Raw genomic sequence first — 14685 nt, forward strand, 5'->3', positions numbered from 1 at the left:
CACGGTCACTCCCGCAGGCTTACTGCACGCTGAACAGGCGCGAGGTGCGCTCCCATTCGCGGACGGTCTGATAGTCGTCATGGAGTACATTGCTGTCGGCATGGCTCATGAAGACGATGCCGGGGCTGGAAAACAAGTCGACCGTCTTGACCACGGCGTCGCCTTCTTTCGGCGCACGCTGCAGCCAGGCTTTGCTCTTGAGGGTCTTGAGCAACTCATCGTAGGAGGAACGAGTGACAACACCTTCCTGGCTGGAGATGAACTGCACCTGCCACAGCGGGTAATGGTGACCCTGCTGCGCATCGACGATGGAGTCGATGGCCGACTCCCCTTCCCTGACCAGCTTGCCCACCAGATCCAGCTGACTGGCGCCGACCGCATAGTTGGCCGCCGGACGATTGAGCCCCCCGGACAGACGCGAGGCACATTCGATCAAGGTCGGGCCTGCCTCGGTCACGATCAACTCGGTGTGGTTGGCACCGTAGCGGATACCCAAAGCATTCAGTACGCCGTGAACGTACTCGACAATTTCCTTCATTTCGGGCGACGTCGGGTCGAACAGCACGGCACGGTCATAGATCCAGCCACCGTCCGGTGCCGGCAGCTTGTCGGCGCGCCAGATCTCGGTGATCACATGCTTGCCATGGCCGCTGACGCCATTGATGAAATACTCCGGCCCTACCAGCAGGCGCTGCGCCAGCACCGCATCATTGCGCTCGCCCAATTGGTTGACGGTGCCGAAGAGCTTGTCGAAACTGGCGACGAGTTCACCTTGATCGGCGCAGAAAGTCACCGAGTCGGTCCCGGCACTGGCCTGGGGCTTGATGACCACCGGCCAGCTGCCACTGGCGGCCCACTGACTCAGCGCATCGCGGTCGCGGGCCAGATAGTGATCCATGCTGCGCAGGCCGGCGGCCTTGAGGCGCTCGTGCATGGTGTATTTGTCGCGGCGTGCCAGGCTGGTGGACGGATCGTTGCCCGGCAGTTGCAAGGCTGCGGCGAGCAGGTCAGCGACAATCACCCCGCTTTCGGTGCCCGGCAGCACGGCGCTCGGGTGCAAGGCATTGATCTCATCGGCCAGGCGCTGGATATCACCGTGGTACTCGAAGTGCGCTATGTATTCGTCCTTGTGGTAGGTGCGCAGATAGTACTCCGGCGGATTGGGCGAACTGCTCACGTGAATGCACTTCCAGCCGGACTCGGCCATCAGTGTCGGCAACTGTGAGCCGGACGAATAACCATCGACTACAACGAGGATTTTTTCCTTGGCTTGTGTCATTTGCTGTCTCCCTTGAATTTCATCCATGTGCCAAACACCGTAACCAGAGCGATCACGGAACAGCCCAAAGCAGAGGTCATCGACCACTGAATTCGGGCATCGAATACTTGAAAGACGTAAGTGAGCAACGGCGCCCACGCCAACAACGCCGCCACGGTAAAGGGTTCAGAAAGCAGAATGCCGCGCTGCAGCAGCCACAACGGAATGATGACCCCGAGCAGCGTCGCAATGGCCAGCCCCCCCAATTGCGTACTTGAGGCAAACGCGAAGCCGGGACCGCTCCAGGCAAGCATTGCCGCGACGATGATCAGCAGGTAGAACCGATGCGCCATGATCCGAGTGGCAGTCCAACTGCGCTCGCCCAGTTGTTTGGTCGCGATGGTGTTCAGCGCTTGGGATGCTCCGCCCGCCGCTGCGGCGGCGAGGCCGATAACGGTGTCGCTGAAGTTGATCGGGCGAATGCCCGCCAACCCCACCAGTGACGCCCACGCCAGCAACGCTGTGCCGGAAAGAATGCCCGCCGCGACCGCATAGGTGTAAAGCGGCAACTGACGCCGCCGAACGATACGCTCCAGCAGAATCGTACTCACCGGCCCAAGCCCGCCCATGATGGCGCTGACGATGGCGGGTTCGATGTAGCGCAGAGCATAGAAGTAGCCGATCCAGTTCAGGGCGCTGGTGAAGTTCAGGACGGTCAGCGGGCCGGCGGCATCGGCACCGATTGCCAGGCCTTTGGTACCGGAGCTCAGCAACAACCGCGACAGAAAGAAGCCGCTGGTGATCACAAAGCTCCAGAACAGAAAGGTGAACGGATGCAGTTGCTGCAGCAGATTGCCCGAGAACACCGCGTTGGCGTTGGCCAGTATCAGAAACGCCGCCACATACAGAATGCCGGCCCGCACCACGCCGCGGCTGACGGGCGTGGCCATGCCGGAAAGGCTGACTTCAGGCTTGTTCATTGACGGTCTTCTCCATGAATACACTCAGCGGGTCTTCCCGGTAATCAGCGAACGGGCCGCGATCGCGAAAGCCTGCGCGGCGGTAGAGCGAGATGGCCTCCGGCTGGCTGACCCCGGTCTCCAGCAACAAGGTTCGGGCACCATTGCGATGGGCGAGCTGTTCAAGCCGCTTGAGCAACCGCGCGCCCACGCCACGGCGTCGGGCATTATCGGCGACAAACATGCGCTTGAGTTCTGCCTGCCCTTCGCCGATCGCCACCACCGCACCGCAACCCAACACGTCGCCGCTATGCAACTCGCGGGCGACCACGAAGCTCACCCCCGGAGCCTTGAGCTGTGCGACGTCGAGCATGTGCACGCTTTCATCCGGGTACAGGGAGCGCGCGTAATCCTCCGAGCGTTGCAACAGCTCGGCGGTCTGCAATTCCTCGGGGTCACCCTCGTCGATGCTGTATCCCGTCTGCCCGGTGGTCGGCGGCGATGCGTAATCCTCCAGCACCATGGCAGCACCTTTTTCACCGATCATCAGGGAAGCGGCGTTGGTATTGCCCGACACCATCGTCGGCATGATCGACGCGTCGATCACCCGCAAACCGTCGAGCCCGCGCACGCGCAGCCGATGATCGACCACGGCCAGCTCATCGTTGCCCATGCGGCAGGTCCCCACGGGGTGATAAGAGGTGTCACCCTGAGTACGGGCATACGCCAGCAACTCTTCATCGCTGGCGACCTGAGTGCCGGGGGACAACTCGTGATCACAGTAGGGCTGCAGGGCCGCTTGCGCAGCAATCTCGCGGATGATGCGCATGCCCGCAATCATCCGCCGGCGATCGTCCTCATGCTCAAGGAAGCGCGACTCGATGACCGGTGCCACGCCAGGGTCACTGGAGCAAATGTGGATACTGCCGGTGGATTCGGGCCGCAACGGATACAGGCCCACCGTCATGCCAGGCAAGGTGTCCAGACGACGACTGGAGCCAGGGCCGTAACTGGCCGGGGCGAAATGAAACTGCAAGTCTGGCCGTGGCTCTTCTTCCCGCGATTTGACGAAACCATGGCCCAGAGCAATCGGTAAACTGAGCACCCCGCGACGGCGAAAAACGTAGTTGAGCGTTTCCTTGAACAACGCAAAGCCACGGGTGCGTTCGTTAAAAGTGATCTTCTGGCGAATGCGCCATTTCAGTCGGGACGCGAAGTGATCGCGGAAGTTCTCACCCACGCCGGGCAGCGCATGCCGCAGCGGTACGCCGGCCTTTTCCAGTACCGCTGGCGCACCAATGCCGGACAATTCGAGCAGCTGCGGCGACTGAATGACGCCGGCACTGAGGATCACCTCACGCCGGGCAGTGGCCGATTGCAGCGTACCGTTAAGGTACTCGACACCCACGCAGCGCTTGCCTGCCAGAAGCAATTTTTGCACCGCAGCCTCGGTAATCACCGTCAGGTTTGCCCGCTTGCGCGCCGGCAACAGGTAGCGGCCATAGGCCGAGGAACGACGGCCCTGATCATGGTTGACCTGGTAATAGCCGAAGCCTTCCTGATCGCCGCTGTTGTAGTCGCGATTGCGCCGATACCCGGCTTCACCGGCTGCTGCCAGAAAGGCATCGCACAACTCGTCATATTCGCGTGGCAATGCCACATGAATCGGCCCGTCCTGGCCACGACTCTCGCCGCCGACGTCCACGCTCGACTCCAGGCGCTTGAAGTACGGCAACACTTCGTCCCAGGTCCAGCCCGGGTTGCCTTGACTGGCCCACTCGTCATAGTCCTCGCGCTGCCCCCGGACAAAGATCATCCCGTTGATCAGGTTCGATCCGCCCAGCAGGCGCCCCCGTGGAATCTGCAGACGGCGTCCACCCAGCGTCGGGTCCGGGCGGGTCTCGAAGCACCAGTCGTATTTCGGATTCCCCATCAGCAGCACTTCACCGACGGGGATCGACAGCAATGGACTGCGGCGTTCGGCCCCCGCCTCCAGCAGCAGCACCTTGATCGCCGGATCTTCACTCAAACGTGCAGCCAACACGCAGCCAGCCGCGCCGGCGCCGACGATGATGTAGTCATACTCGCTCATGCCCGTCGGTTCCTGTCCTGATTGTCGGCGGTGCGTGCACCGATGGTGGTGCGGTGCAGCAGGCGACGATATTTGTCGTCATACACCGTGGCCTTGTGCATGGCGCTGCGGTTGTCCCAAAGAATGATGTCGCCCGGCGTCCAGCGATGCCGATAGGTGAATCGCGGCTGCACCGAGAACTCCTGCAGGAACGTCACCAGGGGCGCACTTTCCTCCAGCGGCAAGCCTTCGATCCGCCACGGCACATTGCCGCCGGCATACAGCGCCTTGCGCCCACTGACTTCATGGCGACGCACCAACGGCTGCGGCACGTCGACCCACTCAGCCAGTTCCTGGGGAGATGGCGCGGGCCGGTCAGGGTAATTGTAGGGCCGAGATTGAGTCCGGCTGATCACCACCTTGAGGTGTTCGATACGGTCCTTGACCGCTTCGGGCAATGCTTCATAGGCGGCAAACATATTGGCGAACCACGTGTCGCCGCCTTCCGGCGGGATTTCCAGTGCATGCAGCATCGAGCCGGCCGGCGGCACGTCCAGATAATGGCCGTCGGTGTGCCAGACCCGACCGCTGACCGGCGAGCCGATCAGTTTTCCGTCCTTGGTGATGTTCGACAGGATGAGGATTTCCGGCTGGGTCTGTTCGCTGAACTGCGAGCGGGTATAGCTGACCAGCTCACCAAAATTGCGGCTGAACGCCAGTTGCTGATCGGGACTCATCGACTGGCCACGAAACAGCAGGATGGTGCTGCTGATCCAGGCGTTGTAAAGCGCCTCGATCGTGTCGTCACTGAGCCTGGCGTTAACGTCGATGCCACGGACTTCGGTGCCGATAAATTCGGTAACAGGAACTAACTCAAGCATGCTGCCTCCTTGGTCTTCATGGGGTCAGACTTCCGTGCTGACCGTGTCTTACACCGCGATACCGTTGTCGACGATCCAGCGATTCATCTCCACCAACTGGATCAGCAAATGCGCGGGACTGGCGCCGCCCGGCAGCATCGAAGCATTGAGCTGGTTCGCAGCGATCTGCTCGATCAGTGCACTGAGGCGCGGGGTATCGAACATCCAGGCAATCGGCGATTTGGGATCAGTCGCAATCCAGCGTGCTTCGCTGATCAGTGCCCGGTCATATTCAGAGTCCTGAATATGCGGGTACGCGCTTTTCTTCCGGTTCAAGGTAGTCGGCGGCAAGATGTCGTGCATGGCAGCCTTGAGCAAACCTTTCACGCCGCCACGGGATTTCATTTCCCACGGCACGTTCCACACGTACTGGATCAGTTCCGGATCGCAGAATGGCACACGCACTTCCAGGCCTTGCGACATGCTCATGCGTTCCTTGCGATCCAGAATCACCGACAACGGGCCGGACATGCCGAGGAACAGCACCTCGCGCATGCGCGCCGCCTCGCCGCTTTCGCCGGGCAGGCGCGGCACCTGGCTCAGCCAATAGTCATAACGGGCACGTTCGTCATCTGCCACACGCTGTGCACTGATCAGGCTCGGCGACAGATAATGGGCCAGCTTCGGCCCATCGCCCAGCCACGGGAACTGAGGACGGGCCAACAGCTCGGGTTTGAAATAATAAGGATAGCCGCCGAAGATCTCGTCGGCAGCCTCGCCAGTCAGCGCCACGGAACAATTGCCGCGCATGCGTTCGAACAGCAGGTACATTGAGGCATCGAACTGCCCCCAGCCAGGCAGGCCGCGGGCCGTGCGCGTCGCCGGAATGACACCGAGCAGATCCTGCATGGTGGCACTGAGTGTCGTGTGACGGGTTCCCATGTATTCGGCAGCCAGCGCGGCGAAGGGTGCATCGATGTCAGGCCGCAGTTCGGTGGAGGTAAAGGCATCCTCGTCACTGTCAAACTTCAGGCAGAAGGTATCGAGTGCTGCGCCGCCCCCCTGGCTTGCCAGTTGCTTCATGACCAGCGCGGCGACCGACGTGGAATCGATGCCACCGGACAACATCGCCGCGCAAGGCACGTCATGCACGTACTGGCGCGCCACGACGCCCTCCAGCAATTCGCGGACGCGGTCCTTGGTCTGCTCGAAATCATCGGTATGCGCGGCGCTTTCCAGTTTCCAGTAACGATGCAATTCATGCCCACGTTCGTCGAAGGTCAGCACACTGGCGGGGGGCAACTCGCGCAAGCCTTGCAACGGGGTTTCGCCGGGCAGCGCCATGCGCGGCTGAAGCACGATCGCTAGCGCGCTGGTGTCCAGCCGGGCGGTAAATTGGGGATGGGCTTTGATGGCGGTAGGCACGCTGCCAAAAATGATGCCGCCGTCATTCAGTGTGTAGTAGAGCGGTTGCAAGCCGAGGCGGTCTCGCGCCAGCAATAACTGGCGCTTCTGGCCGTCCCAGATCGCTATGGCAAACATGCCTTCGAGGCGTTCGACGAACCCGACTCCCCACTGGGCATAGGCACGGCGAATGATTTCAGCGTAGGACCAGCGATCGGGTGCCGGGGCGAAACCAGCGAGTTGCTGCTGCAACTGTGGAGCGTTGTACAACTGTCCGGTGTACATGATTGCCACGGTGGCGCCGTGAATCTCGCCAATCCACGGTTGCTCGTCCCAGTCATAATGCGAAGTGACTGTACGGCAATGTCCCAATGCAACCTCAGGTCCCAGCCATACCGCATGCCCGTCCGGTCCACGCCCGGACATTGCAACGACCATTGCCGAGACAATTTCGGCGACCTTCGAACGAGGAATGTTTGCTTGCTGCCCAACACCGTGACGCAGGTCGACCCAACCGGCCATGCCGCTCATATAACACTCCTTGTCGAATTACCTACGGGCCACGCCTTTATTGACGAAGCCTGTTCCATGTAGATCAATGTGCCGCACGGACTGACAAAAACAATTGCACGTTTCGAATTTCAATATGTCTGTTCAGCCGGAGCACAAGCTACTTCAAGCAATACATTCCTGACAAGTGCCTTGTTAATGACAAATAACCTGATTGAAGGTGCTTATTACCCAAAGTAATTTGCGCAAACTCCAAGCCATTCGCAAGCGCACCATTTCGGCGCGCAGCGACACAATAAAGAGATTGCCGCACTAAAAAAGCGCACAACTTAATTTGCCATTTTTCCGCTCCTTATCATCAGGACGCGCGTAACACAGCCTGTCCCGAGAGTTCAAAACAAATCAATCAAAAAATTATTCAGCAACCAACTGCATAAAATTTAAAGAGTTTTTTGTTTTGCCAAAGCGATTACTTGATCTCTTTGAGTTTTTTTTAATTCTTCCTACTTGTCGTAAAAAAAAATTCGCTGTTATGCTCCACGGCAAGCAGCGTGGTGCCCTGTGTGCCACACCTTCACATGGAATGTGACTCAAGGAATGTATATGGATATTCATCTGCCAGTCTTCTACACGTCTTTATTGCTGCGTCGTCCAGTTGCTTTTGCACCTGGACGTTAGTGCCAGCACGGCTTTCGATCAGCCAGTCATTCCAGGCAAAGCCTAACTAATCAACGCACTTGGCGCGCTGTTACCGACATGCGCCGTGAATAATTAGTCATGCCCGCCCGGAACATCGTCCAGTTACTGAGTACGTGCTTACTTGCGCCTGTCTGCAGGCTGAGTGTGCGCTGCCGTACATCAATACGTAGAGGGAGTAATGAGCGTGAATCGGTTCGACTATTCGGGCAATCTTGCCAAGGCCACCTCCTACCGCGGTTATCGCAGTCCTTTCTGGCCGCCAGCGAGCAACTACAACCTGACTCTGCTTGATCTTGCGCCGGCTAACCCTCGTCAAGACGCTGCCTGGCTAGAACGACTGGAGGCGCTGAAGACCGCAGTCGATGATCAATGGCGCAGCGCCAAGCTCCATGGCGTGGCAGAACGCACCCGTTTCAGCGACCCCGGCGCCGTGGCGCAAGCGCTGCGTGCGCTGGAAAACGACCTCGAGCGAGCTCATGATCGCCAAGCTGTACAGCTCAGGACAAAGGCCATTGAGCACGGCTACAACGACGAGATACTCAAGACCCTCGCCGGCCTGCAAGAAGAGGTTTCCCTGGTCGCCGGGCAGATTGCCACCTGGTACGGCAAGCAACTTGGTGGGCTGCCGACAGCCTTTGGCTGCCGACGCAATCAAGCGCGACAAGAGGACGTGGAACTGGCCATGAGCCTGGTGGATCAGATCCCCGCCTACCTCAAGCAGTTGCACACCAACCTGCGCCTGGGTGAGTTGCCGGCCTTCGCCGCCACCGATGTTTTTTTCATGGCCGGTGAAGGCAATCTGCACCCCAAGCATATCGCCTACTTCCTGCCCGAAGATGAAGGCGTCAAACGTTCGCCGTTCAAGAAAACCTACTATTTCGCCAATACCCACGCGGCCATGGTCGAGCATTTGGCGGCACCACTGGCCCGGCAGTTCCTGTCGACCGGCAAACACTATGACCCGACTGGCGAACACCTGCGACGCATACCTGCATTGGGCGTGCTCAGCCATGAGCTGGGCCATTTCGTCCATCGCCCGGCCACCGATTACACCCCGCTGAACAGTGCCGACCGCTGGGCATCGGTGGTGCTGCAAGAGGTGGCAGCGGATGTCTACGGCATCCTCATTCTGGCCCAGGTGTGGGCGCCTGCCCTGCAGATTCCGCCCGAGCAGGTGATTGAGTATTACCTGAGCGAATGCCTGCGCTACCTCAACCGCGGACTTGGCCTTTTTCCCGATTGCGACGGCATGTACCTGCAGCTGTCGTACTTCGTCCAGCTCGGTGCCCTGACGCTGCGCCAGGATGACCCGCAGCATCCACAACTGGTGGTCGATCACGGTGCCCTGCTGGCCGGTTTGCGTTCGCTGGCCAGAGTGCTGGCGGATGCCCTGCTCGGCGGCGACCCTGCGGCGGCCGTTGCCTTTTACCAGTGCTACGGACCCGCACGGCCCCAGCCGTTGCAGCCACTGGTTACTGCGCTGGCCAACGCGCCGGCGCAGTCCATCGAATACGTGCAAGAGCCTGTGCGTGTACCCACGGACTGCGACGCAACTCGCGCGCAAGCCCGACTCTAGACAAGGAGAGACAGAGATGACGAAGCCGATGCAGGACCTCCAACAGGTGACAGATTACTACGGCACCTACCGTAAGTTTGGCGACAGCAACGCCACCATCTATGAGATCTGGGAACAGGGTGGAGCCTTCAACGACTCGATTACACCGTCTACCTACAGCCCGGAATATCGCTCGCACTTGGGTCTCAAGCTGAAATCGCTCACCCAGGAAGGTGCAACGATTTTCTCCATTGGCTGTGGCAACGGATTTGTCGAGGGCGATCTGGTGGAGGCCAAGCGTCAGGTCAGGGCCATCGACTTCAACGACGAAGCCGTGACCCTGAGTCGCAAAAAAGGCGTCGATGCGCACAAGGTCGACTTTTTCAAGCTGGAGCCCGGCTCCCTCGCCGGGGTCAAGTCGGTCTACGCCGATGGCTTGCTGGGACACCTGTTCCATCCCGAACTGGAACTCAAGCCGACCTTCGACAAGCTCAAGGAACTGAACCTGGACTCCGGCACGGTTCTGGTGTTCTCCAATGACTCGCCACGCGATCCCGAGGCGCTGTTTGCTGCCCACGATAAGGTCGATGGTTTCTGGTTCATTTCCAGGGACTACCTGCGTGATGCACTGATTGAAGCCGGCTTCGAGATCCAGGAGTCGTACTACTTTCCCTACACGCGCCCGATCAGTGGCCTGCGCAATCGCACCATGTGCGTCGCTCTGGTGCCCTGACCCGTCCGCCCCCTGCGCCGCGAGGAGAAACCTGCTGTGCCAATATCCGAAAGCTTCGCCCGACGTTTGCTCCCCCTGCTTGATGAGTTGACGACACGTTACCCGACGCCCTTTCATCTCTACGATGAGCGCGCCATCGTCCAGACTCATCGACGCGTCGCGCAGGCTTTCGCCGACAGCGCGTTTCGTCAGTACTTCGCGGTCAAGGCGCTGCCCACTCCAGCGATTCTGGCCCTGCTGCTCAAAGAGGGCAGCGGGCTGGATTGCTCCTCGCCGGTCGAGCTGATGCTGGCCGAACGACTGGGTGCGCGGGGCGACGACATTGTCTTCACCTCCAACAATACCGCGCTCGGCGAATACCAGATGGCGCTCGACGCCGGAGCCCTGATTACCTTCGATGACCGCAGCATGCTCGACCGAGTGGCGACTTTGCCCGAGATTGTCGGGTTCCGCGTTTCACCTCATGGGGTCATCGCCCGCTCATCACAGATGGGCAACGCACAACAATCGAAATTCGGCGTGCCCGATGCCGATCTGGTGCAAAGCTATCGCCAGGCCTATGACCTGGGTGCCCGACGTTTTGGTATCCACGGCATGATGTGCGCGAATGAGCTGTCACTGGAGGCTGCGGTGCAGGCCGGTGTGCAAGTGATCGAAGTGGCTGCACGTGTAGCGCGCGAGGCCGCCATCGAATTCGAGTACATCAATATCGGTGGGGGCCTGGGGATTCCTTACCGCACCGATGACCAGGCACTTGATCTGGACGCCTACGCCACCGCGCTGAAACAAGCGCTCAAGCAAGCCTTCCCGCGTAACACGCCGAAACTCCTGATGGAGTTGGGCCGTTTCATTACCGGCCCGCATGGGGTGTTGGTATCGCGGGTAATCAACCGCTGCAGCAAAGGCCGGGAAATCGTCGGTCTCGACGCCTCGATGTCCGCGCTGATGCGTCCCGGACTGTACGGTGCCTACCACCACCTGACTTTACCTTTCGCCAGCCAACGCCCTGAAGGCGTGTTCGATGTGGTGGGCGCGTTGTGCGAAAACTTCGACAAGTTCGCCATCGATCGCCCTTTGCCGACGCCGGCCATCGGCGACCTGGCGCTGATTCATGACACGGGCGCCCACGGCCATGCCATGGGTTTTACCTACAACGGCCGGCTGCGCCCGGCAGAACTGATGTTGACTGACAACGGCGATGTCGTGGAAATCCGTCGCGCGGAAACCTTCGACGACCATACCGGCCCGGTTCAATGGCAACCCGTCGACGTCTTCAACCCTCACAAGGATCGTTAAATGAGTAACCGTGCATTGATTGAAGAAGCCTTTGAACGGCGTTCGCAACTAACGTCTGCCGAGCTGCTGGCGCTGGTGCCAGTCATCGAAGACGGCCTCGCCAGACTGGAAAGTGGTGAACTGCGCGCAGCGCGCCTGGAAGACGGCCAGTGGGTCGCCGATACGTTCGTCAAAAAACTCATCCTGCTGTCGTTCCTCACCCGCGAAAACCATGTGGGCGAAACCGCTCCATGGCGGCCGAAAAGCTACGACAAACTACCCCTCAAATTCGAGCACTGGGATGACGCCGCGTTCCGCGACGCACGTATCCGCGTAGTGCCCGGCGCGGTGGTCCGAGCGGGCGCGTACATCGCTCCGGGTGCGGTGCTGATGCCCTGCTTTATCAACATCGGCGCTTATGTCGGCGAAGGCACCATGATCGATACCTGGTCGACTGTCGGTTCCTGCGCGCAGGTCGGCGCACGTTGCCATATTTCCGGTGGCGTGGGTCTGGGCGGCGTGCTCGAACCGATCGGCAACAATCCGGTGGTCATCGAGGACAACGTGTTCATCGGTGCCCGCAGCGAGGTCGCCGAGGGGGTGATCGTGCGTAACGGTGCGGTAATTGGCATGGGCGTCTACCTTGGCGCCTCGACCCCGATCGTCGACCGCGAAACCGGCGACGTGCGCTTCGGCGAAGTCCCGGCCAATGCGGTGGTGATCGCCGGTAACCGCGCTGACCCGAAATTGCCGGGAGTATCCCTGGCCTGTGCGGTAATCGTGAAATATGTCGATGAGCGCACCCGATCCAAAACCTCGCTCAACGATCTGGTCAGAGAGCTAAGCCGATGACCGCCGCAGGCAATGCCTTCGCCAGACTGCAAAGCCTGCTGGATGACCTGCCGTCCGCGACCGGGCAGCCGGTCATCGCCCTGCACCTGGGCGAAACCCGGCTTGGGGATCCGACACCACTGCTGGCGCCACTGTGCGAACTCGACCAGTGGACGCGCTACCCGCCTCTGTCCGGCACTGCGCAATTGCGTGAAGCCTACAGTGATTGGCTACGACGTCGCTTCGGCGTGCGAGCCTGTCTCGAAGAAGACCGTATCGCCATCGAACCTACGCCGGGCACCAAACAGGCCGTCGCCACCTGCATCGCGCTCGCCGTGACCCGTGCACGGGCACGTGGCGTAAAAGCACCAGTAGTGGTCCTGCCCAATCCGTTTTACCCGACGTATGTCGCGGCCACCGATGCCGCCGGTGCGCAAGCACTGTTTTATGACGTGAACGACGCTGACCTGTTGGCCAGTCTCGCCCACCAACTGGATCAGGCCGGTGACAGCATCGCGGCGCTGGTGCTGTGCAACCCTGGCAATCCGCTGGGCAACATACTGCCTGCCAGCACATTGATCAGCCTCAGCCACATGGCCTTTCACGCCCAGGCGACGTTATTGGTCGACGAGTGCTACACCGATCTCGTCCGGCACTCACCACCCCCCGGCTATCTCAGCCTGGTGGAAGCCGATGCGGTTGCGCCCTGCCCGTTCGTGGTTTTACACAGCCTCTCGAAGCGCTCGGCGGCACCGGGTTTGCGCAGTGGTTTCATTGCCGGCGATCCGTCCAGCGTCGCTGCTTATGCCGGCTTCAACCGCAGTTGCGGAGTCTCACTGGCCTGGCCGGTGTGCAGCGCGGGCGCAGCGCTCTGGCACGATGAAACTCATGTGCAGCGTCAGCTACAGGCACTGCAGTGCAATTGGGATCTGGCCGACGAGTACCTCACCGCAGTACCCGATTACCGTCGCGCCGATGCCGGGTTTTTCCTGTGGCTGGCGGTCGGCGATGGTGAAGAGGTCGCGCGCCGACTCTGGAGCGAACAGGGTTTGCGTGTGATGCCTGGTCGCTACCTGTGTCATGAAGACGCCAAGGGTGCCAACCCCGGAAAAGCGTTCGTGCGCATTGCACTGGTTCATCAGGAACCGGTCATGCGCCAGGCCCTGCTGCGCCTCAGGGCCGGACTTGTGGGCAGTTAACGTTCGACTGGCTGCAGGCGTTGGCGGACCAGCGCAACCCAATAGGCAACGCCCAGTGGCATGATCTCGTCATTGAAGTCATAACGCGGGTTGTGCAACGAGCAGCCGCCTTCAGCCGAGCCATTGCCGATCCAGATGTAGGCACCGGGTTTGCGCTCGAGCATGAAGGCGAAGTCCTCCCCGGTCATGCTCGGTGCGACCCCGGTACCCACGTTTTCGCGGCCCGCAACAGCACTGGCAGCAGCAACGCAATGATCCGCATGCACGGCGCTGTTGATCAGCGGCGGCGAGCCGAACTCGAAAAACTTCAGCGACGCTCGAACCCCCATCCCGGCGGCCAACTGCTCGACCATCTCGGCCATTCGACGCGATGCGATCTCGCCGGCCTCGCGGCGGAAGTAACGCATGGTGCCGCCCAGCCGTGCAGTGTCGGGAACGATGTTGTGGGTATCGCCGGCGTGGAACTGAGTGACACTGAGAACCAGCGCATCGGCAGGGTCGATATTGCGCGAGACGATGCTCTGTAACGCAGTCACCAAATGGGCCGCGGCCAGCAACGGATCGGCGCCTTGGTGAGGCATCGCCGCATGGCAACCACAACCGCTGACAACCATTTCGAACGGCCTCGCCCCCGCCATCGCCGCACCGTGGTGAACCACGAATCGACCGGTCGCAAGACCGGGCCAGTTGTGCAGACCGTAGACGCACTCAGCGCGGAATTTCTCGAACAGACCCGCCGTCATCATCGCCTTCGCACCCGTGCCGATTTCCTCGGCCGGCTGAAACACCAGATGCACTTTGCCGGCGAAACTGCGATCTGCCGCCAATTGGCGGGCAGCGCCCAACAGCATGGCGCTATGGCCGTCGTGGCCACAGGCATGCATCCAGCCGTCGTGGACTGAGCGATGGGCAAAGGTGTTTTCTTCCTGGATGGGCAGCGCATCCATGTCGGCGCGCAGTGCAATCTCGATACCTGGTCGCTCGCCTTCGATGGTTGCGACGACACCCGTACCGCCGATGCCGATATGCGGTTGCAAATCAAAGCTGCGCAATATCTCTGCGATGAAAGCGCTGGTCTTGCGCTCGGCAAAACCCGCTTCCGGATGTTGATGCAGCCAGCGACGCCAGCCGATCATTTGTTCCTGCAGTGCGAAATCCGTTTCCGTTGCCATCGTGACGTTCCTGTCCCTGGAGTTGCTCTGAGTCGCCACACTATTCTGTGTAATTGAACTTCGCAACTGGCACCGATGCACGTCATGAACACTGCTGCTTTTTGAGCTCACCATGCTTGAGTGAGAGTCGGGCTGACCCGCTCCCGCAGGGGTGGTGGT

11 protein-coding genes are annotated in these 14685 nt (G+C 60.5%); 5 read left to right on the forward strand and 6 right to left on the reverse strand.

All coding sequences use genetic code 11. The annotated features are described in order from the left end of the window. Window positions 1–19 precede the first annotated feature (19 nt). The 5 genes from QZR14_RS12850 to asnB are packed head-to-tail and all read right to left on the reverse strand — an operon-like array spanning window position 20 to window position 7083. Window positions 20–1279, reverse strand: a complete 1260-nt coding sequence (locus tag QZR14_RS12850) for an ATP-grasp domain-containing protein (RefSeq protein ID WP_311996760.1) — start codon at window positions 1277–1279, stop codon at window positions 20–22. Beyond that, window positions 1276–2238, reverse strand: a complete 963-nt coding sequence (locus tag QZR14_RS12855) for a DMT family transporter (protein WP_311996761.1) — start codon at window positions 2236–2238, stop codon at window positions 1276–1278. Before QZR14_RS12855 ends, QZR14_RS12850 begins: the two co-directional genes overlap by 4 nt. Beyond that, window positions 2225–4309 (reverse strand): GNAT family N-acetyltransferase, encoded by a 2085-nt coding sequence (locus QZR14_RS12860; RefSeq protein WP_311996762.1) that lies wholly within the window; start codon window positions 4307–4309, stop codon window positions 2225–2227. Before QZR14_RS12860 ends, QZR14_RS12855 begins: the two co-directional genes overlap by 14 nt. Continuing rightward, window positions 4306–5169 (reverse strand): TauD/TfdA dioxygenase family protein, encoded by an 864-nt coding sequence (locus QZR14_RS12865; protein ID WP_250606900.1) that lies wholly within the window; start codon window positions 5167–5169, stop codon window positions 4306–4308. Before QZR14_RS12865 ends, QZR14_RS12860 begins: the two co-directional genes overlap by 4 nt. A 48-nt stretch (window positions 5170–5217) precedes the next feature. Beyond that, on the reverse strand, window positions 5218–7083 hold the full coding sequence (gene asnB, locus QZR14_RS12870) for an asparagine synthase (glutamine-hydrolyzing) (RefSeq protein ID WP_311996763.1): 1866 nt from the start codon (window positions 7081–7083) through the stop codon (window positions 5218–5220). Window positions 7084–7939: 856 nt separating this feature from the next. On the opposite strand from asnB, the gene QZR14_RS12875 reads away from it, so the two are divergent. From QZR14_RS12875 to QZR14_RS12895, 5 genes are read left to right on the forward strand one after another with little or no spacing between them, the layout of a single operon-like run. Continuing rightward, window positions 7940–9337: a hypothetical protein gene (locus QZR14_RS12875; protein WP_311996764.1), complete on the forward strand. Its 1398-nt coding sequence runs from the start codon at window positions 7940–7942 to the stop codon at window positions 9335–9337. A gap of 16 nt (window positions 9338–9353) precedes the next feature. Continuing rightward, the gene (locus tag QZR14_RS12880; protein WP_250606905.1) at window positions 9354–10049 is read left to right on the forward strand and encodes a class I SAM-dependent methyltransferase; all 696 of its coding nucleotides are present in this window, start codon (window positions 9354–9356) and stop codon (window positions 10047–10049) included. Window positions 10050–10085: 36 nt separating this feature from the next. Continuing rightward, the gene (locus QZR14_RS12885; protein ID WP_311996765.1) at window positions 10086–11345 is read left to right on the forward strand and encodes a diaminopimelate decarboxylase; all 1260 of its coding nucleotides are present in this window, start codon (window positions 10086–10088) and stop codon (window positions 11343–11345) included. Then, on the forward strand, window positions 11346–12176 hold the full coding sequence (locus tag QZR14_RS12890) for a 2,3,4,5-tetrahydropyridine-2,6-dicarboxylate N-succinyltransferase (protein WP_311996766.1): 831 nt from the start codon (window positions 11346–11348) through the stop codon (window positions 12174–12176). Further along, a complete protein-coding gene (locus QZR14_RS12895) occupies window positions 12173–13354 on the forward strand; it encodes an aminotransferase class I/II-fold pyridoxal phosphate-dependent enzyme (RefSeq protein WP_311996767.1) in 1182 nt (393 codons plus the stop codon). Before QZR14_RS12890 ends, QZR14_RS12895 begins: the two co-directional genes overlap by 4 nt. Here the strand turns inward: QZR14_RS12895 and QZR14_RS12900 are convergent. Continuing rightward, window positions 13351–14526 carry a M20 aminoacylase family protein gene (locus QZR14_RS12900; RefSeq protein ID WP_311996768.1) on the reverse strand — a complete coding sequence of 392 codons (1176 nt, stop codon included), beginning with the start codon at window positions 14524–14526 and terminating at the stop codon, window positions 13351–13353. The two genes, QZR14_RS12895 and QZR14_RS12900, sit on opposite strands and share 4 nt — an antisense overlap. Window positions 14527–14685 lie beyond the last annotated feature (159 nt).

The organism is Pseudomonas sp. rhizo66 (genome assembly GCF_031931925.1).
In the GTDB taxonomy this organism is placed as follows: domain Bacteria; phylum Pseudomonadota; class Gammaproteobacteria; order Pseudomonadales; family Pseudomonadaceae; genus Aquipseudomonas.

Coding starts and splice junctions, on each gene's coding strand:
- QZR14_RS12865 (WP_250606900.1), bottom strand. CDS start 5,169: ATGCTTGAGTTAGTTCCTGTTACCGAATTTATCGGCACCGAAGTCCGT.
- asnB (WP_311996763.1), bottom strand. CDS start 7,083: ATGAGCGGCATGGCCGGTTGGGTCGACCTGCGTCACGGTGTTGGGCAG.
- QZR14_RS12900 (WP_311996768.1), bottom strand. CDS start 14,526: ATGGCAACGGAAACGGATTTCGCACTGCAGGAACAAATGATCGGCTGG.
- QZR14_RS12875 (WP_311996764.1), top strand. CDS start 7,940: ATGAGCGTGAATCGGTTCGACTATTCGGGCAATCTTGCCAAGGCCACC.
- QZR14_RS12860 (WP_311996762.1), bottom strand. CDS start 4,309: ATGAGCGAGTATGACTACATCATCGTCGGCGCCGGCGCGGCTGGCTGC.
- QZR14_RS12855 (WP_311996761.1), bottom strand. CDS start 2,238: ATGAACAAGCCTGAAGTCAGCCTTTCCGGCATGGCCACGCCCGTCAGC.
- QZR14_RS12890 (WP_311996766.1), top strand. CDS start 11,346: ATGAGTAACCGTGCATTGATTGAAGAAGCCTTTGAACGGCGTTCGCAA.
- QZR14_RS12880 (WP_250606905.1), top strand. CDS start 9,354: ATGACGAAGCCGATGCAGGACCTCCAACAGGTGACAGATTACTACGGC.
- QZR14_RS12895 (WP_311996767.1), top strand. CDS start 12,173: ATGACCGCCGCAGGCAATGCCTTCGCCAGACTGCAAAGCCTGCTGGAT.
- QZR14_RS12850 (WP_311996760.1), bottom strand. CDS start 1,279: ATGACACAAGCCAAGGAAAAAATCCTCGTTGTAGTCGATGGTTATTCG.